Origin of the sequence: Prochlorococcus marinus subsp. marinus str. CCMP1375 (genome assembly GCF_000007925.1) — a bacterium.
GTDB classification, from domain to species: domain Bacteria; phylum Cyanobacteriota; class Cyanobacteriia; order PCC-6307; family Cyanobiaceae; genus Prochlorococcus_E; species Prochlorococcus_E marinus.
This window is the reverse complement of sequence record NC_005042.1, coordinates 626,205-651,000: the sequence shown is the minus strand read 5'-3', so window position 1 is coordinate 651,000 and position 24,796 is coordinate 626,205. Positions and strand designations below refer to the sequence as shown.

The 24,796-nt window shown below is 34.6% G+C and carries 30 protein-coding genes; 20 read left to right on the top strand and 10 right to left on the bottom strand.

Annotation, left to right across the window (positions count from 1 at the left end):
* Positions 1–55 precede the first annotated feature (55 nt).
* Genes PRO_RS03515 through PRO_RS03505 form a run of 3 tightly spaced genes read left to right on the top strand, consistent with a single transcriptional unit; the run spans position 56 to position 3,372 of the window.
* Positions 56–1,798: a type I restriction-modification system subunit M gene (locus PRO_RS03515; protein ID WP_011124860.1), complete on the top strand. Its 1,743-nt coding sequence runs from the start codon at positions 56–58 to the stop codon at positions 1,796–1,798.
* Positions 1,795–3,072 carry a restriction endonuclease subunit S gene (locus tag PRO_RS03510; protein WP_011124859.1) on the top strand — a complete coding sequence of 426 codons (1,278 nt, stop codon included), beginning with the start codon at positions 1,795–1,797 and terminating at the stop codon, positions 3,070–3,072. The genes PRO_RS03515 and PRO_RS03510 overlap by 4 nt, the downstream gene beginning before the upstream one ends.
* A gap of 21 nt (positions 3,073–3,093) precedes the next feature.
* Positions 3,094–3,372 (top strand): Zn ribbon-like protein, encoded by a 279-nt coding sequence (locus PRO_RS03505; protein ID WP_011124858.1) that lies wholly within the window; start codon positions 3,094–3,096, stop codon positions 3,370–3,372.
* Between the two features lie 40 nt (positions 3,373–3,412).
* Here the strand turns inward: PRO_RS03505 and PRO_RS09360 are convergent, their stop codons facing one another.
* The gene (locus PRO_RS09360; RefSeq protein ID WP_011124857.1) at positions 3,413–3,553 is read right to left on the bottom strand and encodes a hypothetical protein; all 141 of its coding nucleotides are present in this window, start codon (positions 3,551–3,553) and stop codon (positions 3,413–3,415) included.
* Positions 3,554–3,746: 193 nt separating this feature from the next.
* On the bottom strand, positions 3,747–4,013 hold the full coding sequence (locus PRO_RS03500) for a DUF3104 domain-containing protein (protein ID WP_011124856.1): 267 nt from the start codon (positions 4,011–4,013) through the stop codon (positions 3,747–3,749).
* A gap of 263 nt (positions 4,014–4,276) precedes the next feature.
* Here PRO_RS03500 and PRO_RS03495 point away from each other — a divergent pair, with 263 nt between their 5' ends.
* On the top strand, positions 4,277–5,461 hold the full coding sequence (locus PRO_RS03495) for a metallophosphoesterase family protein (RefSeq protein ID WP_011124855.1): 1,185 nt from the start codon (positions 4,277–4,279) through the stop codon (positions 5,459–5,461).
* A gap of 6 nt (positions 5,462–5,467) precedes the next feature.
* Positions 5,468–8,182: an AAA family ATPase gene (locus tag PRO_RS03490; protein ID WP_011124854.1), complete on the top strand. Its 2,715-nt coding sequence runs from the start codon at positions 5,468–5,470 to the stop codon at positions 8,180–8,182.
* Positions 8,183–8,275: 93 nt separating this feature from the next.
* Here the strand turns inward: PRO_RS03490 and PRO_RS03485 are convergent, their stop codons facing one another.
* Entirely contained in the window at positions 8,276–8,422 is a 147-nt protein-coding gene (locus tag PRO_RS03485; RefSeq protein WP_164923224.1) for a hypothetical protein, read from the bottom strand.
* A 59-nt stretch (positions 8,423–8,481) separates the two neighbouring features.
* Positions 8,482–8,811: a hypothetical protein gene (locus tag PRO_RS03480; RefSeq protein ID WP_011124853.1), complete on the bottom strand. Its 330-nt coding sequence runs from the start codon at positions 8,809–8,811 to the stop codon at positions 8,482–8,484.
* Positions 8,812–9,210: 399 nt separating this feature from the next.
* Here PRO_RS03480 and PRO_RS03475 point away from each other — a divergent pair, with 399 nt between their 5' ends.
* Entirely contained in the window at positions 9,211–9,369 is a 159-nt protein-coding gene (locus PRO_RS03475; RefSeq protein WP_164923187.1) for a hypothetical protein, read from the top strand.
* A 53-nt stretch (positions 9,370–9,422) separates the two neighbouring features.
* Here PRO_RS03475 and PRO_RS03470 read toward each other — a convergent pair whose 3' ends face one another.
* From PRO_RS03470 to PRO_RS03460, 3 genes are read right to left on the bottom strand one after another with little or no spacing between them, the layout of a single operon-like run.
* On the bottom strand, positions 9,423–10,163 hold the full coding sequence (locus PRO_RS03470) for a succinate dehydrogenase/fumarate reductase iron-sulfur subunit (protein ID WP_011124852.1): 741 nt from the start codon (positions 10,161–10,163) through the stop codon (positions 9,423–9,425).
* Positions 10,160–12,082 carry a fumarate reductase/succinate dehydrogenase flavoprotein subunit gene (locus PRO_RS03465; RefSeq protein WP_011124851.1) on the bottom strand — a complete coding sequence of 641 codons (1,923 nt, stop codon included), beginning with the start codon at positions 12,080–12,082 and terminating at the stop codon, positions 10,160–10,162. Before PRO_RS03465 ends, PRO_RS03470 begins: the two co-directional genes overlap by 4 nt.
* Positions 12,079–12,702: a hypothetical protein gene (locus tag PRO_RS03460; protein ID WP_036891618.1), complete on the bottom strand. Its 624-nt coding sequence runs from the start codon at positions 12,700–12,702 to the stop codon at positions 12,079–12,081. Before PRO_RS03460 ends, PRO_RS03465 begins: the two co-directional genes overlap by 4 nt.
* A 930-nt stretch (positions 12,703–13,632) precedes the next feature.
* Here PRO_RS03460 and PRO_RS03455 point away from each other — a divergent pair.
* Entirely contained in the window at positions 13,633–14,133 is a 501-nt protein-coding gene (locus PRO_RS03455) for a GIY-YIG nuclease family protein (protein WP_011124848.1), read from the top strand.
* A gap of 56 nt (positions 14,134–14,189) precedes the next feature.
* On the opposite strand, the gene PRO_RS03450 is transcribed toward PRO_RS03455, so the two are convergent.
* A complete protein-coding gene (locus tag PRO_RS03450; RefSeq protein ID WP_011124847.1) occupies positions 14,190–14,573 on the bottom strand; it encodes a DCC1-like thiol-disulfide oxidoreductase family protein in 384 nt (127 codons plus the stop codon).
* 398 nt (positions 14,574–14,971) lie between these two features.
* On the opposite strand from PRO_RS03450, the gene PRO_RS03445 reads away from it, so the two are divergent.
* The 6 genes from PRO_RS03445 (at position 14,972) to PRO_RS03430 (ending at position 18,649) form a co-directional block, all read left to right on the top strand.
* Entirely contained in the window at positions 14,972–15,172 is a 201-nt protein-coding gene (locus PRO_RS03445; protein WP_011124846.1) for a hypothetical protein, read from the top strand.
* A 566-nt stretch (positions 15,173–15,738) separates the two neighbouring features.
* Positions 15,739–15,882: a hypothetical protein gene (locus PRO_RS09355; RefSeq protein WP_036891634.1), complete on the top strand. Its 144-nt coding sequence runs from the start codon at positions 15,739–15,741 to the stop codon at positions 15,880–15,882.
* A 105-nt stretch (positions 15,883–15,987) separates the two neighbouring features.
* Positions 15,988–16,140 (top strand): hypothetical protein, encoded by a 153-nt coding sequence (locus PRO_RS09350; protein ID WP_036891636.1) that lies wholly within the window; start codon positions 15,988–15,990, stop codon positions 16,138–16,140.
* A 477-nt stretch (positions 16,141–16,617) separates the two neighbouring features.
* Positions 16,618–16,977 carry a hypothetical protein gene (locus PRO_RS03440; protein ID WP_036891619.1) on the top strand — a complete coding sequence of 120 codons (360 nt, stop codon included), beginning with the start codon at positions 16,618–16,620 and terminating at the stop codon, positions 16,975–16,977.
* Positions 16,978–17,488: 511 nt separating this feature from the next.
* Positions 17,489–17,791, top strand: coding sequence for a hypothetical protein (locus PRO_RS03435; RefSeq protein WP_164923223.1), 303 nt, complete (start codon positions 17,489–17,491; stop codon positions 17,789–17,791).
* A gap of 657 nt (positions 17,792–18,448) precedes the next feature.
* Complete coding sequence (locus tag PRO_RS03430) at positions 18,449–18,649, top strand: hypothetical protein (RefSeq protein WP_011124840.1); 201 nt, start codon at positions 18,449–18,451, stop codon at positions 18,647–18,649.
* A gap of 2 nt (positions 18,650–18,651) precedes the next feature.
* Here PRO_RS03430 and PRO_RS03425 read toward each other — a convergent pair whose 3' ends face one another.
* Positions 18,652–18,891: a hypothetical protein gene (locus tag PRO_RS03425; RefSeq protein ID WP_164923222.1), complete on the bottom strand. Its 240-nt coding sequence runs from the start codon at positions 18,889–18,891 to the stop codon at positions 18,652–18,654.
* Positions 18,892–19,044: 153 nt separating this feature from the next.
* Here PRO_RS03425 and PRO_RS09340 point away from each other — a divergent pair, with 153 nt between their 5' ends.
* On the top strand, positions 19,045–19,200 hold the full coding sequence (locus tag PRO_RS09340; protein ID WP_165438630.1) for a hypothetical protein: 156 nt from the start codon (positions 19,045–19,047) through the stop codon (positions 19,198–19,200).
* A 691-nt stretch (positions 19,201–19,891) separates the two neighbouring features.
* Here the strand turns inward: PRO_RS09340 and PRO_RS09335 are convergent.
* Positions 19,892–20,056: a hypothetical protein gene (locus PRO_RS09335; protein WP_011124838.1), complete on the bottom strand. Its 165-nt coding sequence runs from the start codon at positions 20,054–20,056 to the stop codon at positions 19,892–19,894.
* A 271-nt stretch (positions 20,057–20,327) separates the two neighbouring features.
* On the opposite strand from PRO_RS09335, the gene PRO_RS03420 reads away from it, so the two are divergent.
* The 6 genes from PRO_RS03420 to PRO_RS03400 all read left to right on the top strand — a co-directional run bounded on the left by PRO_RS03420 (position 20,328) and on the right by PRO_RS03400 (position 24,746).
* Positions 20,328–20,606 carry a hypothetical protein gene (locus PRO_RS03420; protein ID WP_021013185.1) on the top strand — a complete coding sequence of 93 codons (279 nt, stop codon included), beginning with the start codon at positions 20,328–20,330 and terminating at the stop codon, positions 20,604–20,606.
* A gap of 3 nt (positions 20,607–20,609) precedes the next feature.
* On the top strand, positions 20,610–20,786 hold the full coding sequence (locus tag PRO_RS09330; protein ID WP_011124836.1) for a hypothetical protein: 177 nt from the start codon (positions 20,610–20,612) through the stop codon (positions 20,784–20,786).
* A gap of 94 nt (positions 20,787–20,880) precedes the next feature.
* Positions 20,881–21,417, top strand: a complete 537-nt coding sequence (locus PRO_RS03415) for a hypothetical protein (protein ID WP_011124835.1) — start codon at positions 20,881–20,883, stop codon at positions 21,415–21,417.
* 291 nt (positions 21,418–21,708) lie between these two features.
* A complete protein-coding gene (locus tag PRO_RS03410; RefSeq protein WP_011124834.1) occupies positions 21,709–22,857 on the top strand; it encodes a glycosyltransferase family 4 protein in 1,149 nt (382 codons plus the stop codon).
* A gap of 5 nt (positions 22,858–22,862) precedes the next feature.
* On the top strand, positions 22,863–23,756 hold the full coding sequence (locus PRO_RS03405) for an NAD-dependent epimerase/dehydratase family protein (protein ID WP_164923221.1): 894 nt from the start codon (positions 22,863–22,865) through the stop codon (positions 23,754–23,756).
* Positions 23,757–23,762: 6 nt separating this feature from the next.
* Complete coding sequence (locus PRO_RS03400; protein WP_011124832.1) at positions 23,763–24,746, top strand: MraY family glycosyltransferase; 984 nt, start codon at positions 23,763–23,765, stop codon at positions 24,744–24,746.
* The last annotated feature ends 50 nt before the right edge of the window (positions 24,747–24,796 follow it).

Below are 24,796 nucleotides of genomic sequence, written 5' to 3'. Positions count from 1 at the left end.
CCAAGCAAAAGTAGGAAAAGGTAGTCAAAATCTATTTAAGTCATCAAAAACTGCTTTGGCAGATAAAAATCTCTCTGCCTTTATTTGGTCAGTCGCTGAGCTCCTACGTGACAATTATAAAAAAAGTGACTATGGCCAAGTGATTTTGGCTTTTACCGTATTAAGGCGTATCGATTGTGTCTTAGAAGCAGAGAAGAGAGGTGTATGTGAAAAAAGAACATCTCATAAAGCGCCTTCATTAAAGTCAAAAGCTTTTCGGCTTAATCAACCTGATGTTAATTCTTGTTCTCCTTCACTCCTGGGGCTTAAGGAAATAATTCTCGATGAAGGCTCAATTAGTAAAAACATAAATGCTTATATACAATCCTTTAGCCCTACTATTAAAGGTATTTTTGAAAGCTTTGAGTTTGAAACCCATATTGATCGACTTAACAAAACTAACCTCCTTAGCCAAGTCACACGAAAATTTACATTAATAGACCTTCATCCAACTACTATAAGCAATACTGAGATGGGAACAATATTTGAAGAGCTGATACGCAAATTTGCTGAACTTTCTAACGATATACAAGGAGAACACTTTACTCCAAGAGAAGTTATTAATTTGATGGTAAATCTTTTATTTAGTAAAGATAAAGAAGCGCTATTAGCTGAAGATATAGTTAAAAGTATATACGACCCAACTGCAGGTACTGGAGGAATGTTAAGCGTTGCAGAAGAACATATAAAAGCTATAAATCCATCCGCTAAACTTATAGTTTCAGGACAAGAAATAAATCCTGAGTCCTACGCAATATGCAAAGCAGATATGTTGATAAGGGGTCAGGATATTAATAATATCTGCTTAGGGAATACTCTTTCCCATGATCATCATGCCAAGAAGAAATATGACTATATGCTTTCAAACCCTCCATTTGGAGTGGACTGGAAAAAAGTCCAAAAAGAAGTAAAAAAAGAATATCGAGACAAAGGATTCTCAGGTCGGTTTGGGCCTGGCCTACCAAGAGTTAGTGATGGCTCATTATTATTTTTGATGCATTTGATATCGAAAATGCTACCAGCTTCTAAAGGTGGTAGTCGAATAGGGATTGTATTAAGCGGGTCACCAATGTTCACTGGCAGCGCTGGCTCTGGAGAAAGTGAAATAAGGCGTTATGTACTTGAGAATGATTACGTCGAAGCAATTATTCAATTACCTCAGGAATTGTTTTACAACACTGCAATTAGCACATACATATGGATTATCACTAACAAAAAAGAATCAAGTCGAAAAGGTAAAGTTCAATTAATTGATTGTAGTACCTTCTCAAAAAAAATGAGGAAAAGTTTAGGTAGCAAACGACAAGAGTTGAGAGATAATGAAATTTCTGAAATCACAAAAATATTTAATTCTTTTAAAGAAGTAAAAACAGAAGGAAAATCAATCTGTAGGATTTTAAAGACAGAAGAACTTGGTTACAAGCTAATTACAGTAGATAGACCTAAGAAAGACATTAAAGGCAACGTAATAACAATCCGTAAAGGGAAATATAAAGGCAGTACTCAATTTGACCCAGAACTACGTGATACAGAAAGTATACCATTATCTGAACCAGTAGATTCTTACTTTAAGAGAGAGATTCTTACACATTACCCTGATGCTTGGATTAATGAAGATAAAACAAAAATAGGCTATGAAATCTTATTTAATAGGTACTTTTATAATTTTCCAAAGATAAGATCACTAGAGAAGATTAATCAGGAGTTAAGAGATTTATTTAAAGTATTTTCTACTCTATCAAAACAAATTATAGAATGATTAATAACCTATTTAATTCCAATATATTAATTGATGCAGATGAACAAATTACCAATTTGACGGCAAAAAAAATATCTCATTTATGTAAAATAATTGGCAGTGGAACAACTCCTGATAAAAATGATGCTAGGAACTTCACAAAAGGAAATATACCTTGGATTTTATCTGGTGATTTAAATGACGGAATTATCGAAAAACCCAATTCTTATGTTACTCAATATGCTCTAGATAACAACCCTTCACTAAAAATTTATCCAAGAAATTCAATAATAATCGCTATGTACGGAGCAACCATTGGAAGAGTTTCCATACCAAAATTTTCTTTTACTGTAAATCAAGCATGTTGCGTCTTATCACCTTTTAATAAATGCGAATTGAAGTATTTATTCTACTGTTTAATTGGACTAAGACATGTCTTATTTTCCATGGCTATAGGTGGAGCACAACCAAATATAAATCAGGAGTTAATTAAGTCTCTAAAAATACTTTTACCTTCTAATTATGAGCAAAAGAAAATTTATAAATTTCTTGATCAAGAGATTATTAAAATCAACTTAGCAATCCAAAATCAATATAATTTAATCACATTACTAGATGAGAAAAAACAAGCTCTTGTTTTAGACGCAATCACAAAAGGATTGGATAAAGAAGTATCTATGAAGAATTCCAAACTCTTTTTATTAGGTAAAATTCCTAATCATTGGCAATCAAAGAAGTTATCGCAATTATTTAAAACAAGTAAGGGAAAGAATTCACAAAAGCTTACTAAAGAGTACTGTTCTAAAAATGAAGGAGATTACCCTGTATACAGTGGCCAAACTCAAAGTGATGGAATAATGGCCTACATCAATACTTTTGAATTTGATGCAGGTGAAAAAGGAGTCATACTTACTACAACAGTTGGAGCAAAAGCAATGAGTGTAAAGTTAATCAAAGGCCGATTCAACTTATCGCAAAACTGTATGGTAATTTCAGCAAAAGATAATTCATGCCATACAGCTTATTTTGAATATTGCTTTTCAAGTATATTCAAAATAGAGAAAAATAAAATCCCAATTCATATGCAGCCATCTTTCAGAAAAGAGGATTTCCAAAAAATAAGGATCCCGATACCACCGATTAAAGAACAAATACAAATTTCAAATTTCTTGCATAAAGAAGTAGAAAAAATTAAGCAAATGAATGAATCATCCAAATTATTAATATCTAAGTTAATAGATAAGCGCTTTGCTTTAATATCTTTCGCAACTTCAAACCAGATTGATCTTTCCTAATAATTCTTTTAATATTTATCAATGAGTAAATACTATTGCCCCTATTGCAATCCTCACTATCAATTTCACACTAGAAGAAAGGATGGGGCCTTAATTTGTGGGCTATGTGGTGACCCCCTAATCAAATCAAAATTAATAAAATCTACTCAATTATTTGCATTAATTGCAGCATTTGCCTTCGTTTCTCCATTAATTATTATGGTACTTACTTTTATTAACGATCAAAGGAATAATCATCAAAATAATTCTAACTTGCCTCTTGCAATGATTTTCAATTCAAAAAAGCACAATGGTTTTTAAGAATAAAAGACTGGACAAGTTTTTATTCTTATATATCGTCTCAACTACCTCCTCTAAAAGCATATAGGTCAATTCCCTTTAATTTTAAGAAAAACACCCCTATAAAAGCTAAAATATTCAGTCCTATAACAAAAAGCCATACTCGCCATGGTTGATTATTAGCAAATTTAGGAGTCTTCATTGAATTAATTTTAATAAAGAATAAATCTCTTTGTTTTACAAATAAAACTATACCAAAATCATAGCTTAGATAATTTTATAAGCTTTGCTTGAGAATGAAACTTTCATCATAAATATCTTCTAACGATAAATACTAAGGTATTTAATATATTTATAAAGTTACACATCAATATATTCTCAACTTAACTCTCTAATTATGTCTTTAAATTAGTAGTCTGAATAATTCCTCTAACGAAATCAGCGTTAACCACCTTTACTATCCCAGTATCAATATTAATCACCTGAAAAAGTGTGTTAATAGAAGGGTTTATAGAACTTCCAACTTGACTAATTATCATCCCTACCCACCAATCATCTGGGGAGGATTGCGGAGAAGAAAGCGCCACAAAATCACCACATTTAGCTGAAAGAAAATTCAATTCCTCATCAGAAGTAAGAGTCTTCGAAATAGGGAAAGCCACCTCAAAATCATCCCTAACTAGTACTTAAGTACTAGCCGAAATCAGCCGAGTCGTCAAGGGTCTCGCACGTGTCAGGGTTAATTACAGAAAGGGGCCTGTTAGGCAACCAATAAATTCACTTCATTAACAAAGAAATTCAAAACCTCTGGAGCAAGGGAGATAAAACACAGAAATTCTCAAAAGTCTGTTAATTGAATTCTGCAATTCATTTAAATTTGTCGGATAATAAAAAAATCTTTAACAACCGTTGAGAAGAACTGACCTTGGCACGCTTCATCCACACAGCAGATTGGCAGATTGGGAAGCCATATCTTCAAATAAAGGATGAGCAAAAGCGTTTCAAGCTTAGACAAGAACGGCTCAACGTTATTGGTCGTATTCGAGATAAAACAAGAGAGGTTGGATCTCAATTCGTCCTCATTGCAGGAGACTTATTTGATTCTCCGACGCCTTCGACATCTACTGTCACAGAAGTTTTAGAAACTATCGGGGAGATGCAAGTTCCAACATTTGTTATCCCAGGCAATCATGATCACGGGGCACTTGGAACAGTTTGGCATAGCAATGACTTCATTAAACACCAAAAACAATTGGCCCCAAACCTTAAGATTTTGCTTAACTCTCAACCAGTTGAGATTGAAGAAGCAGTAATTTTTCCTTGCCCATTATTACGAAATAAGAGCAATGCTGATCCAACTCTATGGTTAAAAACTTTGGACTGGAATTCAGTGTCCTCCTTAAAGCCAAGGATTATTCTTGCTCACGGTGGAGTTCATGAGTTCAGTGGACGTGATTACATCTTGGATGAAGAAGCTCAACCCAATGCAAACAACATCATTAATTTAAAAGAGGTTCCAGACAAAGAAATTGACTACATTGCCTTAGGTGACTGGCACAATCTAAAGCAAGTTAGTCAAAAAGCATGGTACTCGGGGACTCCAGAACCTGATCGTTTCAATCAAGGGGAGAATAATCAACGTGGTCAGATTTTAGAAGTAGATGTTTCCCGAAATGGGGCCGCACAAGTTAAAGCAATCCCTACTGGTCGACTTCAATGGCACAACATGAATTTTAAGTTTCATAGTGACGATGACCTTAACCGATTTGAACGCGAAATAGAAGCTTTAACAGCTGGTCGTGTTGCACGTGATTTGTTGAGGGTTGAAATAAGTGGCGAGTTAAGTCTTGCTGGCCATCGTAAATATGAGCTGTTAAAAACGGATTTAGAAAATAAATTATTGCGACTGCGAATTAAAGGAGAATGTCACCAAACGCCTAAATCAGATGAACTAGAAGAACTGACAAGGTCAACTGAAGATCCATTAATCGCTAAAGTAGCAAGTCAACTTCAAGAACAATTAAAGAAAGAAAAAGATCAAGCTTCTGAAAAGGCTTACGTTATTCGTATCGCACTTTGTCAGTTATACAAATTTGCTGGGAAAAATTAAATTTCTATGCGTCTTGTTAAGTGCCAAATAAAGAACGTCAAGACACATGATGATCTCACTGTGAATTTTTCACCAAAAATCACATTAATTGGCGGGAGAAACGAAACAGGAAAAAGCACCCTAATTGAAGCTATTCACAGAACCTTGTTTTTAAAGGCAACAGCAACTGGTGCCCCAATAGAAGCTCTTAGGTCAAAAATACATTTGGGTCACCCGACTATTCATCTCCAATTTGAAGCCAAAGGTCAAACATATTTCTTGAATAAGTGTTTTACAGGGGCATCAGGACAAGTCACTCTTCTTAGTGAAGAAACTGGTGAACAACTCTCAGGACAAAACGCTGAAGAATGCTTGGCAGGTATTCTTGGAGTAAAAGAATCCCTAGGGAGCCGTCAAGCAGGCAGTCTTTTAGCAACTCGCTGGTCACATCTTTGGGTAATGCAAGGGTCAGCAGGTAATGATCTTCTAAAGAATGAAAAAGAGTATTACGATTTTGATTCATTACTAATTCAACTGGAAAAAACTGGTGGTGCTGCTATTCAGCAATCAAATAATGATCAACGTGTCATAAAAAAAATTGAAGAGGCAATCGAAGAGAACTTTACTAGACGTGGAACCAAGAAAAACTCTCCTTATTGGCAACGCCAAAAAGAATTAGACAATGCAGAAAGTGCTCTGGAAATAGCAATATCTAGACTTGAAGAATATGAACAATCCAGTGAAGAACTCATTGAAATTACTGAAGAGTTGAATCATCTGCAAAATCTAGAATTACCCAAACTTCTTAAGCAGAAACATCTTGTGTCTATAAAAGCTGAAAACATCAAAAAACTTGAACGAGAAATAAATCTTGTTGAAAAGGAGTTGGAACCAATTGAATTACGGTATAACACATCACAAAAAGCGTTGATAAGCATTAGGCAACTTAAAGGTGATATTAAGAAAAAGGAGCAGGAACAGAAGGAATCATTCAAGGAACACAATCAAGAAAAAGCGCTTGAGAGCTTAATGACTGAAAAATTAAAAACAAAACAGGAAATGCATCACAAGCTAAAAGAAGATCTTGGACGAATCAATAAGCGACGCGAGGTGCTTCAAGTATTAGTAGATCAAGCACGCATTAAAGAATCAATCTCTAGGTTAAATACTGAATTAAATAAAATAGAACAGCTCACAACGAAACAAAAAGAGCTTGAACAGCAAGTAACTTCTTATTCAAAGATAAGTCGCTCAGACTTGCAAAAGTTAAAAGAATTAAATCAAAAAATTCGAGATAGTCGTACTCGGCAAAATTCAATGACAACAAGCGTCAAAATCATACGATCTAATCAGCCTATTCTTCTTAATGGTAAGAAGCTTCCGATTGGAGAAAAAGAGCAATTTAGTAAAACTTTTGAACTAGAAATTGGAGACAAGATTGCTTTAGAAATCACTCCAGGTGGGTATGAAACTCTAAGTGATGTACAATTTAAATATAAGGAGATGAAAAAAGAATATTCAAACCTACTATCTGAAAATGGCTTGCAATCATTGGAGTTTGCAGAGGAGCATTTTGAAACCAGGTTTAGTCTAGAACAGCAAATTGCAGCTCTAGACATAGCGACAAAAGAGAGTATTCAATCAAAAAAAGAGGAACTCGAAGAATGCAAACTAAAGGATTGGGATTTTGAAAAACAAATTCTAGCTTGTCTTAAAAATAGTAAGGAATTGGAAAACGAACAACTTTTATCGAACAATGTAATTGAACTCACCGAACTACAGCGCAAGGCAAAAAAGGCTTTTATTGATACATCTTCAAGCTTGAATGAATCAGAGCAAGATTTAGAAAAAACACAATCTACTGTACAGAAATTTAGAAGCGATCTAATAGAGAATGAAAGTAATTCAAAAATAATTAATGGGGAACTAATCTCTTCCAGAAAAATCCTTAAATCTCTTCAAGAAGAGCATGGCGAAGAAAAACTTTTAGAAACTAAAATAAACTCAATTAAACTACAACTTCAAAAATCACAAGATCATTTAACTAATTTAAAAAGTCAATTCAATTCATTAGAAAAATGTGATAAATCATCAGACTTATCAAGCATTGAAAACAGACTTAAATCTCTTGATCAAAAAAAAGAAGCCCTAATTGCCAGCAAAGGAGCTGCCAGAAGAAATTGTGAAACCATTAGCAATTCAGACCCTTATGCTGCTGTCGAAGAAACGAAAGTCAAGTTAGAAAATGTGGAAACTGACTTTAAAAGTCTTCAGAGAATAACAGATTCACACAAATTACTAAAAGAGCTTTTCAATAATGTTCAGTCAGATCTCTCAAGCCGTTATAGCGAGCCTTTAGCAAAGTCAATTGGAAAATATCTGCAACCTTTATTTTCAAAACAGCCCATAGCACACTTAAGTTTCAATCAGACTACAGGTTTCAGCGGTCTTCAAATGAAAAGAGGGAAAGAATTTTATTCCTTCGATCAATTAAGCGGAGGGATGAGAGAGCAACTATCAGCTGCACTACGTCTATCCATGGCTGAAGTGCTGAAACATGAACATGATGGATGTCTACCTCTAGTCTTTGATGATGCATTTGCAAACTCGGATCCAGAACGAATCCCCCATATCAAACAAATGCTGACAAAAGCTGTTAACCAAGGCTTACAAGTAATTATTTTGACTTGTGATCCGGAATCATACGCTTCATTCGCAGAACAAATATTTAGATTAAGCTAAGTCGTAACTCAATAAGAACCAAGTATCCATGATTTGATTTAGTTATTGAACTGACAATTATCTATAGTATTGATGGCATTAACATCGATTCTATTAACGCCATCTAATCCGGTCAGGCGAGTTTTTCTCAATCTTTTTGAGAAGGAGGAACATTAAAAGAATAGATAATGGGCCAGCAATAGCTACTATAGAAATAAAAAGCTTAATCCCTGGATCAAGTACAGCAAACAAACTATTCACAATTTAAATCCAAATCAATTTTCAAAACCATAACAAAACAATCCTATACTTACTTTTGTTTACCCTAACCCAGACCAAGAAGAAAGAAACGAGGGAATCGGAAGCTTAGAACTAACAGCCAAAAGTAGATCCATGTTGAACTTGTGAACAGATGGAATACTTCTGTCTAAAACAAAAATAGCTAGATAAGGAATATTCATAGCTATCTGCCATCTCCACTTAAAAGTAATCACTGACCAGATTTTCTTAGTATATTTTCTCTGACGATCTGAAAGAGCATCCCATCGGTCTAATCCCAACTGTTGAATTCGTTTAATCATGCCAGACTCTGATTGATTCCTTTGAGATTCCATTGCTGAAGAAAAGACAAGTATGTATTTATAGCGCATAAACTTTCAATTCGATTCAAATCCTGTAAATCATGCGTAAAAAATTAGTTTCATCCTCTTGTTAGAAATAATTGAGTTTTAGTCTCTGTTCTATTGTTTTTAATAATTTCATCAAACTGTAATTAGATATCTATTGTCTTTTCAAGGGATATATCTCTTGTTTCCATCAAAAGCAAAGCAAGTCGTCATTACGTGGGGTGAAAGAATGACAATAAAAGGGATCTCAAGAGACCAATAATGAATAACAGACCATCTTTAATAGTACTCTTTTTTTAATATTTCTATCCAGAAAGCTGCTTTACAAATAAATTTAGGCAAAGAATCTCTTCTAACTAAGACAAAATATATTCGCAGATTAGCCTCTGATCAATTAGGCTCTCTAAAATTTTATTTAATATTTTGGAATCAGAATTATTAGCAATTGTGTTTTCTGCAATATTTTCGCTTGGAGGCATATATGCCCTTATCTCTAGCTTCGGCAATGATGATGACGATCAAGACAGTGGTGGAACAGGTCTGCCAAGTTTATCAACCACCTATGCAACTACTCCAGCCTAGAATCAATTAGAGGTTAATTAAATACCTTCAATTTTCTCGCATCACAAAATCCATCAAAGATCTTCTCTATTCATCCAACTAATCCAACTTGCTGAAATCTCCTTAGGACAAACCGCCTCACATTCAAGATTATTACTACAACTACCAAACCCTTCTTGGATCATTTGTTTTTGCATGTTTTTTGTTCTAAGGGATCTATCTAATTGTCCTTGTGGCAACTGTCCTAAATGAGCAATCTTGGCAGCAACAAATAAGCTTGCAGAAGCATTCTTACAACTTGCTACACAAGCTCCACAACCAATACATGTTGCTGTTTGAAAGGCAGAGAAGGCCTCCTCCTGACTTACCAAGAAAGCATTGCCATCTGGCGGAGGAACTGCAGTGTCCACCGAACAGTAGCCTCCAGAGGCTATTACCCTGTCAAAAGGAGATCGATCTACAACGAGATCCTGAATTATCTGAAAAGCTTTTGCTCTCCATGGCTCAAGAGTTAGGGTTTGATTGTCTTTGAAATGACGAAGATACAACTGGCAAATAGTTGTAGCAGTGTTAGGCCCATGAGCTTGTCCATTTATAAGAAACCCACAACTTCCACAAATACCTTCTCTGCAATCATGTTCAAAATTTATTGGTCTCTCACCATTCAAAATTAATTTTTCATTAAGTTGATCTAACATCTCCAAGATAGAAAGATCTATAGAAAGGTTTTCCAAAACATATTCATCAAACTTGCCCTTATCAGCCTGCGAGTCTTGGCGCCAAATACGCAATTTAAGAGAGATTCTTCTTGTCATTTATAACTACGTGTATTTGGCTTGAGACTTGTAAAAGAAAGTTTCTCACAGTGCTTGATGGGTTTTGAATTTTCTACATACTGCCAAGCTGCAATATGGGAATATTCAGAATCATTCCTCATTGCTTCTCCTGCTTGTGTCTGAAATTCCTCTCGAAAATGTGCGCCGCATGACTCATTTCTCTCTAGTGCATCAGTAAGCATCAACAAGGAAAGTTCAAAGAAATCAGAAACTCTTAATGCCTTCTCAAGTTCAGGATTAGGACAGTCAACTCCGTAAGGGATTCGAACATCTTGATAGAACTGATCTTGCAAAAACCTGACCTCATTCAGTCCAGCTTCTAAACCTGTCTTGTTTCTTGTGATTCCACAACGATTAATCATTATCTCTCCGAGTTTACGATGAAACATATCAACTGAAACTGATCCTTGGATTTTAGTTAAATTAGAAATGCGTCTTCTTACTCTAGAAACTGCCTCTTTACAAGCGATATCTATTTCCTTTGATGAGTTTGAAGAACCATGTTCTGCTAACCATGTTGTAATAGAAGTAGGGACTATAAAATAACCATCAGATAAACACTGTAAAAGGGCATTTGCTCCTAAACGATTGGCACCATGCACAGTGCAATTAGCTTCGCCAATTACAAAAAGGCCAGGGATAGTACTCATTAAATTATAATCAACCCATAAACCACCCATTGTGTAATGAGGTGCAGGATAAATTCGCATAGGCATTTTAAACGGGTCCTCTCCCACTATTCGCTCATACATCTCTAACAAATTGCCATATTTAGATCTAATCACATCTGATCCTTTACTAAGGATTGCATCACGAAGGTCCAGATAAACAGAGCGTCCATCAATGCCCACGCCAAATCCCGCGTCGCAAAGTTCTTTGGTTCTACGTGATGCCACATCCCTCGGCACTAGATTTCCATAAGTGGGATAAAGACGTTCTAAGAAATAATCTCTTTCTTCCTCAGGAATTGATGATGGGCATCGTCTATCTTTAGCTAGTTTATGGAGCCAAATTCGACCATCATTCCTTAAACTCTCACTCATTAAAGTTAATTTACTCTGATAAGGTCCCCCAACAGGGATACACGTAGGATGTATCTGAGTAAAGCATGGGTTAGCAAAGAACGCTCCTTGGCGATGTGTTCTCCATATTGCACTAGCATTTGATTTCATCGAATTAGTAGATAAAAAGTAAACATTGCTATATCCCCCTGTAGCCAAGATCACTGCTTGAGCTCTATAAACTTCAATGTCACCATTAAGAAGATTACGACAAACAACTCCTCTTGCTTTGCCATTAACTTTAACCAACTCAAGAACATCTCTACGTGTTAGGAGTTCTACTTTGCCACTAGCGACCTGACGCATAAGAGCTTGATAAGCACCATAAAGTAATTGCTGTCCTGTTTGACCACGCGCATAAAAAGTCCTACTAATAAGTGCTCCACCAAAACGTCTTGTAGCAAGCGAGCCGTCATACTCTCTAGCAAAAGGAACGCCTTGAGCCACACACTGATCAACAATTGAGCTACTTATTTCTGCAAGCCTTTGGCAACCAGCCTCTCTCGATCTAAAATCACCCCCTCTCAAAGTATCCTTAAACAACTGATCAATTCCATCCTCATCTCCCAATCTCAAAGGTCTTGCAGCATTGATCCCTCCTTGAGCAGCAACGGAATGAGAACGACGAGGGCTATCATTAAATATAATTAATCTAATTCTATAGCCTTGTTCGGCAAGGGTTGCAGCCGCCGCAGATCCAGCCAAGCCACTTCCTACGACAACAATAGACATATCTTCCTTCCTTTCAGGTTTAATCGAAATAGATTTTTCCAAAATCCTTCCCCATGCACCTTTTAATGGTCCACTTGGCAAGCAGGGATCTAGAGAGTTACTCATCCAACCTGAGAATTTAGGATGTTGCCCCGTAGAAAAAAGGTAATCAAAATAAAGCCAAATGCAATCAAGATCGACATACTACGTCCAAAGGCTCGTATTAAGGAAGTGTTCTCAGTCGTTAACAACCCAAGGCTTCTATTAGCAGACTCAGCACCATGAAAGAGGTGAAGAAGTAAAGCAAGTGAACCGAGCAAATAAATTAAAAATGTAATTGGAGAGTGAAGAACTACTGACAGAGCAGAAATCTCTTCTCCACTAAGAGGCCTTGGGAAACGAACTTGCTCAAGATGAATCAAAATAAACGACAACAGCAAAATACCTCCAATAGGTTGAGTACGCGCCGCAAATACTGCAAAGAAATCTTTGCGCCGACTAGATAATGCTGAAGAATTACCTGACTGAGAATTAGCAATTACTTTTGAAAGCGTTAACCATATATGCGTAACAGCAACAACAAGCAATCCCAATTCAAAATACTTAAACCAAAAAGCTGAATGTAAGGTTGTTGCATAAGTTTCAAACATTAAGGGAGCAAACACCGCAAGAAACAAACCACCCAAATGAATGAATAGAAACAAAATTAATAATAGGCCTGAAATAGAAAGTAATTTTCTGGTCAAGGCTCAGACTCCTGAACAATGCAGTAAGGACTTCAAAAAATAAACTTCCCACCCAAATCAGCTTAACTAACCATCATGGTCATACAAAAAGTTATCTAATAATAAATAGAGCATCATCTAAAGATCAAATGAACGTTGATGGTCTAGCAATCATTTTTCGATAAAATCAAAACAATTAATAAAGGAGTCTTAGAAAGATATTTAAATGATTTACCAATCATTTAAATCATCTAATCCATAGCATGCGAAAAATTTCGCAGAGGTCACAATATTTTCTCCCTAAAGTCGCTCTAAACCCCAATTATAGCAATGTGTCTCAACGATCTGAGAAGCGCTATCTTATATGTATATCAACTAAATAATGGCAGTCAAGAACAGAGTGTTTTTTTAAAACGCATTAATTTTTAAATATTGATAGTACGAATTAAGTATTTAAGAGGCAAAATGAATGAACAAAGCTCGAAACCTCTACAGAAATGCTTCTTTCACCTCTTTTTGCAATGTACGGACAACCAGGCATCCCTTGGGATTTCTTCCTGCTTACCTTCTTTCATGCCTTATTTGTTATACCAGTTCATATAGTTCTTTTCCGCTGGAGAGCTAAGGACGGCTATTCCAGCTTCTATGCCAAGGATATTTATGTTGTAAAGGACTAAGATTCAATCAAAGCTAACATCTAAGTAATTTTAATAAAGAAGTAAATATCAAATACATTGCTATATCTTGCTTTTAGCGAGATATGTTTTTAATATCTTTTAATTTTGCTTGGATTTAGAATGCTTCCCATGATTATAATTTGAGTCATTAAGAAAATGTCTTAACGCAAAGAAAGGAGAATTTTGCTCTAATTGTTAATTTGAAAAGCCAAGGCATGCTCACTTAAAAAAGCAAAAAAGAACTAAGATATAAAATTAGATGATCAATAAATGAGTGAGTGGGTATGTCTATCTAATCCGAAATAAGGACCTGTACAAAATCGGTGTGACTCAGAATATTAAAAAGAGAATGAATGTTCTTAAACCAGATGAAATTATAAAAGTCCTATCTACAAATCAATATGAACAACTAGAAAGGAAGTTACATAAAAAATTCAAGGACGTTCGAATTCCTCAAAGTGAATACTTCAGATTAAGCGAATGCCAATTAAAAGTCTGTAAAAATGACTTGTCTATTTCTTCTTATAGAAGGGCTAGATGTAGTCCATGGCTGATTGGAGTGGTAGCAGGTTTAATTTCACCTATAACTTCCATTGTCTGGGGGTTCCGGCAGAAATCATGGAAATTAGCGGTCATGCCCATATCAACAGTTGCTATAGCAAGTTTCTTCTATGGACCTTTTGATTTCAATGAAAGAGTAAAGCATTTATTTAATGCCGGAGGTGGATTAATTGCTCTAAAAATTGCAAAGAGCAATAAGGATAAGGCCATTTAAAATATAATTATGAAGACAATTTTTTGGTTAAAGAATTTTCATACCTTCTTTAGTAATCAGCAAATCAACTTTCTAGAAACACCTTTCAAAAGAAGTGCAAATCTTCGCGCAATAATAAGCAATGGGAAAATGAAATTTGTTCGCTTCTTTGAGAAAAAAACAATAGAAAGAATTTTCAATAATGAATCTGAAGGCTTATCAATGCGGCTACAAATCCAATTAATAGCATTTGCCCCATGCAAAACTTCTTCATCTTTAAGAAGAATTGCACCATTATCAATATCATAGCCTCTATTTAATAAAGAAGTTATTTCAGGCAAATTCTCTCTTGCGTTTAGGATGGAAATATCAGGTAGACCACTTTTTAATTCAAGCAATTCAGCAAAATGCTTGCAAAATGGACACTCCCCATCGTAAATAAAAACAAGCTTAGAGTCCATTAGAAATTATTAGTTTTTTTAATTTTTGTTTTTGAAAGAATTTCATTTGAGTCTAAAAAGAAATCGCAAAGCCCTATTGGATTCAAAGCCAATTATAGAGACTACTTCACGCAAACTATTTCATAAAATGTCATTTAATGAGAACAAGGGGTCATATTCTTGCAATAAATCACTCAATGCGTGAAAATACTCACTGTGAGGAGAGAGCCTCCTTGTTCAGTGGAAACTAGGTAACACTGACTAAGGAGCTCAACGAAAAACCGCCTTTAAGGCGGTTTTTTTATTTCAGAACCCCAGTCTAGCTATTTTAAAACCGCCTTAAAGCTCTTTGGTCGCTCCCCAAATAAATTTACATTCAATCTTTTATGTTCACATATTAAACAAATTAATCATTTAATATGTCCCAAACTGAATTTGATAAAAATGGTCTTGATCAAGTAGGAATACATTGGTCTCAACACCTTGCAATGACACTAATATCCATACAAATATTTATACTTGCTTTAGACAAAGCAAGTCCTGATTTCCATAATTTTATTTTACATTGTTTGATAAGACTTCAATGCAGCGGATTAAATTGCAATGAGGCAATAGGATGAAAGATCATTTTTTGATAAAAAAAAGAAATTCCTTCAAACTATCAAAAAACTTTTGATTGCTAACTATGGGAACTGAAGTTTTCTAATAGGTATTAAAGATTTAAATTTCCCAAAGATGCTGAAATAAGTAGAAAATCTAATTTTTAAGAGCAATTTATGATTTTTAAAACGCATTCAGAAAAAAAATTTACTAGCCTCTCTGAACCTGTGAGTACAAGGTTCAAATGACTCAACGATTTTACGTTGTTCTTAATTCAATTCCAACTGGGAGTAGAGACTTGCTTGAATTTGCTTTTTTCTTAACCGTAGGGCTTACAGCAGGTTCATTAGGGTTGATATAAAAGCCATTGTTTAAATGACATCATATTTAAAACGGCTTTATTTGATAGCTTCAAAACCAACCCCCTAAAACCATCTGCAAATCTAAATCTGGCTTTAGAAGGCAAAACTATTCATACTTTCCGATTAATCCAACTAAATAAGAAGATATAATGTAAATCTCTTATTATTTGATCTGTAAGTTTGTATGCTCTCCGGATAATCAATGCCATGCCTTGGCTTTTCTTATGAATTTTTTATCTACTATCGCGCTAGGTGGTTTTACACCCTCTGCAGCAGCAGCTGGAGTGATTTCATTAATTCTTTTTGCAGTCGTGGGAGCAATAGCAGGTCCCAATCTCTCGAAATTTGATGTTGAAGACAACGGTTAAATAAGAATTCTCAGAGATTTTGGCATTTTAAACAGTAGAAGCTTAGTCAAATAAACTAAGCTTCTACTGTTTAAAACCCTTTTGAGAGCTTTGCTTCTCTCTAAAATGCATCCAATACTTACTACAAGCAGCCAAGCAAACCTTCTATATGCAGCTGGTTTAGCTTTAGGACTTATTGGCAGTTATTTCTTCGGAAGGCTTGTAACCTTTTTCTTTCCAAGGAATCCTTTAATTAGAAAAGCTAAGAAAGATGATTGAAGCGATCATTTTAATGAATTAATTTTTTAAATTTTGAAACTCTTCTCTCATGCTATGAGCTACTAAGAAAGCAATAAAACTACTTTCATGGATCAAACTAAAAGTTTGAGCAGAATATCAGCATATAGTTATAAACTTAAACCCAATAATTCCCAGAAATAGATTTCATCAATTACAGATTAAAATAGCTATCATGCTTACGATATAGACATTCCCATTTATTTAACTTAAGCTATAAGAAACTTAAAAAAATTGTTTCATATACAATATCCTTTCCCGTAATTTTTAGGACTTTCAAGGGAAAGAAATGTTTGCAATCAAGGTATTCATATAAAATTAACAGCACATTTTGATTTCTTGGGAATCAATTTTGAACAAATTTATTTATTCAATGGAAGCTATTAAAAAACTCGTTAAAGTAGACTTGATTCATCAGTTTTGTCCCTGAGGCATCATATCTCTAAAAGCATCTTTATCATGACTTTATCACCTGAATTTGCAGAAAGATGTCGAAAAGAGGCTCTTAATAAATATGAGGATGAAAAGCAGAAATTTAGTATCAAGATGATGATGATGGGATATTACAAAGTTAAATCACTTTCAAGTGATGAGGGGCTAAAGAAAATAAGTCAGATAGATAGCAAAAGGCAAAGTGATAAGGGTTTTAATGAAAGGTTTAGTGAGAAAATGTGGGCATATACAGAAGAAGTATGGTCCCAAGCATTAGAGCAGTTGATCATCAAAATCTCTAAAGAATATGGCCTGAAAGAAGAGCAAGACATAAAATATATTTCTAAAGTATCTGAAGAAGATCCCAAGCTTGATTTTTTTGTATAAAGCTAAACAATTAAATCAGCTTCTTATATTGATTAACAGTTGAAATTAACAAATTGCTTATGAGTAGAATTATTCTCTAATTAGACCTTAACTACTTATTCTTATAGGGAAGGTCATAATCAGCCTTATTTATAGGGATCCAACTCCAATCAGTACAAATAGTGATGTGATAGCTAATCAAAAAAATTCCCATAAAGGCGTTAAAAGAATTGATATGAGATATTGGAGCCAAGGTTAATTTTACGTTTTCTTCCCATAAGCATAGAAAATAGTTCATTAATCCGTGGAATTTGATTTACCAATCCTCAGACTCTAAAAACTGATGACAAAGAAATACAACTCTAAAGATTTAATGTATGACGCAGCATATATTGCCGTCTTGATAGGGATTCTGCTTATTGTAATAGGCTCATTCCCTGAGTTCTTTGGGAAAATCCTCCAAATAATTAAATTTTGAATAATGAAAAAAAGTATTCCCCTATTCCTACTTACTCCAATTTTATTGGTGTTTATGACTAGCTGTCAGTCTGAAAGAAAATCCAAATACAAAGAATGCATGAACTCAGGCATGGAAGAATTGTATGGAGAGAATCTAACTCCTGATTTCTGCGAATGCTTCACAGAGGGTCAAATGGTTGGGGAATCACCTTTCGAGACAGGCAATAGATGCGCAAAGCCTATTATTGAAGAAATCTTCAATAATTCGAAAGATACACAAAATCGAAAATCTGTTCAATCAGAGCTTAAGTGCATTGGCATAGAAGAAGAATCATCATTTAAAGCTAGTTTTCAAGAAAAAGTTTGCTCTGAATAGATTTTCTATACTCAAATATTTTTCTCTAACTTTTTAAAATCAAAATATAAAGATTAAAAAACAACATTTGCTTACGCAAAACGACTAGTTTCTGGCCAGCTTTTCCACAGGCTATTCGTATTTTTGACAGGCAATCTAGAGAAAAGCTCAAATTTCAAGAAAAAGACCCTAGGGATAGCGTCCCAAGGGTCTGGGTGATGGGGATACTATTTATAACTATATTCCTTTCGGTAGGCAACCCCTACTACTGATAGGGTCATGAAGGCAAAGAATCGTTAAGAGAATTCTATATCTAGTGTCAATAGTACTCCCAAGGCCAAAAATACTTGCTAAGGTTTTGAAAAGTCTGGGTGATGGGGATCCCTCAGTCTTTCTGAAGCCTCCTTCTCCATAAGATAGGGGCTTTTTTATGTGCTTCTTTGAACGACTAATTTTTTATTGCAATCCGACAAAGGAGTTTAACTATTAATCAATAGGTACAAATAAGAAGGAAGGCCCTCAGAATAAAAATTTTCTATGGCTAGAGGCCTATTGAGAAGTGCAAAAATTAGCCCTAATGTTTTTTGTAAAGTAAATTACGCAAGAAATCTATCAGACACTTTTAAACCCAGCTATATCAAAGACTGAGTATCAAACCAAAGTTCTGCTAAAACCATTATGAGTCAGGCAACTTTGGAAGAAATATGTGAACCATTTTTCATCCTTAGCTCATTTCGCATATCAAACAGAAAAATTATCGTAAAAGGACAAAACAACACTCCTGCTATTGGAACAATTAAGTATTCGAATGCCATAAAATTATCACTACTAGTACTAATAGCTAGATCAAACGAAATTGCAACTGGAGAATTTACTTAAAGTCAATTATTATGCCAGCGAACTGATATCGTCTCTTCGGCTAAAATATCATCAAAGAATTGTCTACAAAGTTCTTCCATCCTTAGTTTCTTCAAGCCCTCAATATTTTTAAGATCTTCTTTATTGAGTTCATAGGATATTGTCACGTTATCGGCTTCATCCACATTAGATTCAACCCCGATTGCATCAGCAAACTCTTTGCAGTCAATTTCCTCAGAACCAAAAGTAAAAGTTATTTTCATTAGCATTAATGCGGACTAATTGAACATAAGAACAAAAAGCAACTATAAGCTAATAAAAATAGTAAAAATTTATCTCCAGGGAAGTACTTTTGATCATTGCAGAAATTAATAAAGATGTTAGAAAAGCTTATCTTTTAATTAATTGTCCTTTCAATGGATCGAGCGCGCATGGCCTCCTCGCCACTTCCTAAAGGTGTAACCGGTATAAAAATTATTCCTAGAGAATGGGGTATAGAAAAATGCTATAGGCTCCCTAGCGGTTCTGAGGTGAGTATGTCAGTACGCTTTGATTCCTACTTTCGCTCATAAAAACTTCATTGTTCTTATAAGCGTAATCTAAAGGTCAAGGTCAAGATGATTGGCTGCTTTTACTAATCGCTCATTTTATCTGTATATAGAATCTGATGCTTATCTGAGATAAACTAGAATCCCATAGAGGCTTTAAATCGATCATTGCTCATAATTCAAGCTATAAAAAGAACTACTCTCCATTAGTTAGATATCAAGTAATTCATGGCAGTACAGAAGTCTAAAGACGCTCAACCTTGTAGACAATTTGATGCTCTGTACAAAAGACATGGAAATCATGCTCTTCATCATCCTCTATTTCACAGGCCTATTGAAACCCTGTTCGTAGATAGATAACAGTAGTCTAGGAGAAACAAACCTTGAGAACATAACTACAGTTGGGTCTCATGTGCTACAAGAATTAGAAATTGAATACTTCCGGTTATTGAAAAGTACTGTTACCTAAATCAGTCAATTAAACGTAACGCTGAAAATCAGACATCCCTCAACCTAAGTAAGCTATTTAAAGAATTAGAGAAACCATAAGACATCTTAAAAAGGTGAGCAATATATATCTTGAACCTATTAGAGGATATTCATGCTATGAGGTCAAGCTACACCCTCTCAAATTCCTAACGTTTGACAGCAGTATTACTACATAACTGAATAAAGATTCTATATGGGCTTGCCTAAGGCATCCAAAGAGCGAAATCTAATTATCAATATTGATAAGAGGACGGTCAGCATCCTCTCCATGCAACTTCTTTTTGATTGACCGTGCTTTCTTATAAAGCTCCATAGTTTCCCTCCTACCTAAAGCTTCAGCTGCTGCAAGCATTGTGTTTGCATACTCTTTATTTAATTGTCTTGTTGTCATAAAAAATTACTCAATGAAGTTTGTCCAATTAATGATTTGGTCTAGCCAATATCACATCTGCTTGAGAGTTCTATCTCTAGCAAGATCTCATCTGAGATTGATAGAAGATAACATAAATTGGACATATAGAAGGTGTTGACAGCACCCTAACGAATAGACTAGTATACTTGTACTACTACAGACAGTCCATGGCCGTGCCTTCTTCGCCTTATGCAGTTTTCCGTGCATCTGACTTGAGTCCTGTAGTAGCACAACCTATTGGACTAAGACAATGTTTAAGAGTTCAGCCCAAAAAGTACTCCTCAAAAAGCGATCTGCGAAAGAGAGTCGTAACTATCTCGAAAAAGGAACTCTTAGAATGTCACGTTCAGCTTGCGTTTGCATGACCTGCCAACATTTTCGCTATTCATGCGATAGATATTCCCACACAATTCTTACTTGTCATGCCCATCACCGCCTTATTCCACAAGGTTCACATTTGACCAGTTCATGCCCTCGCTGGCACAAAAATTTTGAAGATAAATACACTCTTTGTTCTGAGGTTGCTTAACAAATGACTAAAGATCAACTTGCTCTAAAAATCTCCTTAGCGATGCATAAGCCTCCTAATGCACGCCTAGATACCTTTAACGAATATCTCAGTACCTATCAGTGTTTATGCAATTATTTTCAAGAGCTTTCAATGGAAGACATGGCGGGAATTGCCAATCAATATAGTGTAAAAGTTTAGTCGTCTAACATCTGACATGACAGCGGTAGTATCTTCGATTTGATCTATATACCCTATTTGTGGTAGAGGTTGTATATAGGAATTAACTACCTGTATGTCTCAACTAACTATCAAAGTGAGTGCGAAGGCTGAGGCCATGATCGCTACTCTACAAAAGGAAATCTTTAATCGTCGACGCAAGAAAATCACTGCACAGGGTGTAGTTGAATCTCTTGTGGAAAGCGGAGCAAAGTCTCAATCCGACAAACGCTATGCATCTTCTTGGAAAAATCTAATCAAGGACATAGAAAAGGCTGCCAAGCAAACTGAAAAGCACGGCAATAAGCCTGCAAACGTATCAGCTGAAGAGTGGGCAATGCTTCTTGCTCATCGCACGCGTAGCGCTAAAAAAGCTCCCGCAAAGAAAACTGTCAAAAAAGCCTCTTCTGCTAAAAAGACAACTGCCAAAAAAGCTGTTGCAAAAAAAGCTGTAGCTAAAAAAACAACTGTCAAAAAGGCTTCTTCTGCTAAAAAGACAACTGCCAAAAAAGCTGTTACTAAAAAAGTTGTTCCAACAGCAACAACAGTTAAACCACGAAAAGCGAGACGTGCGAAAAGGGCACCTGCCAGCAAAACAGCTATAGCAAAATAATTCTCATAGTCAGACCGACACAAGCGGCATGAGAGGTGCAATGCCTCTCACTGACATTTTTAATAAATGAAGCTAGAGTTAAAGAAATCTTTAATTCGTTGATTAAGGTTTTTGTATTGAATTTTCCTGGGGATGCTCGCTTATCTTCCTAAGCAAAGACTCAAGGATGCCATTAAAAGCACTATCCGTTGTTCGGAATCTAAAAGTGATTAGTTAGATTGCGAATATCTCAACTTTCGCAGGGATTAGTCCCCAAAATTCTGATCATCAGTTATTGATATTATATATATAATGAATAGAAAAGTTAAAAAATTGTTTTTATCTAAGCAACCAAGCAGAATAAATTTGATTGTAACAAGATCAGATACTGTAGGGGGAGTACATACTCATATTCTAAATCTGATAAAGACACTTGAATCTTTTAATTGCTCTGTTCATGTTATAACTGGAAATAGTAAAAAGGCCTTATTCATAAAACGACTTGATAAACTTTCTATAAAATATACTATCAACCCATATTTAGTACATCCAATTTCAATATTTAATGATGTACTTGCCATTCTATGGCTAACAATATTTACTATTCGATCACCTAAATCAATATTATGGTCTCATTCAAGCAAAGCTGGAATTATTTCTAGAATTGCAGCTTTCATAAGCATGACACCTTCTATACATACTGTGCACGGATGGTCATTTGTTGCGCCTAAGAGAAAATTAACTAAGACTATATATCTAATACTCGAGCGAATCCTCTCTGTGATTACTAAAAAATTTATAGTTGTATCTGAATTTGATTACAATTTAGCCTTAAAGAAAGGCTTTCCTTATAGAAAGATAGATTTAATTCATAATTCTGTAGATCGAAAATCATATAGAAATAGAGCTATCAATGCCAAAGATTCAAAGGTTCGATTTATTATGGTTGCCAGATTTGACAAGCAAAAAGATCATTTAACAGTTCTAAATGCATTTTCCTTACTATCTCATTACGATAATTGGGAACTTTATTTTATAGGAGACGGGCCTTTATATGAGAAAATCTACCAGTACGCATCAACCCTAAATATAGCCGATAAAATTATATTTGGAGGTCATGTCAGTAATGTAGAAAAATATTATTCTCTTTGCAATGTGTTTATTCTATCTAGTCATTGGGAAGGATTCCCAATGACATCTATTGAAGCTATGAGTTATTCATTACCTTTAATTATATCTGATGTTGGTGGATCTAAAGAGGTTGTAATTGATGATTATAATGGCTATATTTTTAATTCTAAAGATTATCAAACTCTGTCTAAATACATATCAAAATTTCTTGAGGATCCCAACATTTGTATATCTATGGGGAAGGCCTCTCTTCGTATTTTTGAAAATGCCTTTTCAGATAGAATAGCATCTGATAAAATCAAATTAACTCTTGAGAGTGTACTTAATTGAGAATTTTGTTTACTGGTCTAAGTGGCTTAACAGGATCTCATCTTGCAAAACTTTTACTTAAAAATGGTCTAAGCGAAACTGATCAATATTTTTGCATTGTTAGATCTGCTCTGTCTAGCTATATATCTTTGCCTTCAAGGGTATTATGCAAAAATAATTTCTTTTATGGAGATTGTGAAGACGAGATTTTTTGTACTTCAGTTATTAAGACAGTTCAACCAGACCTTGTTGTACATTTAGCTCAAATGAAATTGCTACCAGTCATACTTAAATCTACAATTTCCCTAGGCATAAAGCCAAGAATAGTTGTACTAGGGACTACAGCTGTTTATTCATCATTTATGTCATGTTCCCAGCCTTATAAAATTGCTGAAAACTTCCTAACCACTAATTGGGATAACTTCCTTGTCATTAGAAGTTCAATGATTTATGGACATCCCATAGACAAGAATATGAATAAATTATTCCGATATGTAAAAAGAAGGTTTCCCATACCTATCCCCAACGATGGTAAAGCCCTTTATCAGCCAATATTTTATAAGGATCTAGCTGAAATCATTTACAGCTTATTGTTCAAACAGCAACTTAAAGGCTACTATGATTTGCCCGGACCAGATACAGTTTCACTGAAAGCAATTATCAGGTTGATCTCCTCTAAGTTGAAAATGAAGCCAATTACATTTTCTATTCCAATAAAACCTGCTCTTTATACTATGCAACTGCTAGAAATAATTGCATCAAAATCACGTATGAGCTTGCCTATAAACTCAGAGCAAATACTTCGTTCTTCAGAGGACAAAATTTGTGACTCTAGTTTAAAATCTATTTTACCAAGTTATCAATTAACAAGTATTGATCAAGGGTTGGAAATTCAAAAAACTAAAATGAATATAGATTAATTTAAAGTGATTAATCTATTTATTATTCCTTTACTATGTTCATTAATAATTATAGGCCTAACATTGCCTTGTTTTCGCAAGCTGGTAATTGATACTCCAGATTTTCGAAGCTCGCATAAAATCCCAACACCAACAGCTGGTGGATTAGTCTTTACTACGATCTCTTATTTATACTTTTATATAAATGATACTTTTTATCCATTTTATCTACTCCCTATAATAGCAATAAGCCTGATAGATGATTATAGGAAAGTATCTTCATTAGCACGTTTTAGTACACAACTAATAATAGCTTCTATAGTAGTTCATCAATCTCCTTTATACAAAATAATACTAAGCTTATCTCCCATTTATATAGCCTATCTTATATATTTATTTATTGTTCTACTATTCCTTACTATTATTAACTACGTAAACTTTATGGATGGACTTGATGGACTTGTAAGTGGTTCTTTTATAATAATCTTCTTATTTATATCTATATTTATCTCAACTTCATTTACTCCTGTTGTAGCATCTCTTATAGGGTTTTTTATATTCAACAAGTCTCCATCGAAAATATTTATGGGGGATATTGGAAGCACTTTTCTAGGAGGTCTTTATATAACCTCTCTTCTTTATAATGCCAATTTAATTATATCATTAAAATTATTAATAATTTCAGCCCCGTTATTATTGGACCCATTCGTAACGCTAATAAGAAGATTTATAGCCAACCAACCTATCTTTAAACCTCATAAACTTCATCTTTATCAAAGACTACACCAAGCAGGTTTTTCCCATTCTAAAGTAGCAAGTATATACATAATTTCCATTCTTCTTCTTGCATTATCTATCTTCACCTTGCAGCTGCATCAATTCATAATCATCTCTTTGTTAGTTCTTTTACTATTCTTGTTCCTAGAAAAATTCTATGCTACGCCATTTACTATAGCTTCTAGTAATCTTTATAAATCTAATGAATTTAGAAAACAAAATTCATATGATTGATTCATTTATTACTGTAAATTAATTGTTATATCCTTGAAATTTACCATATA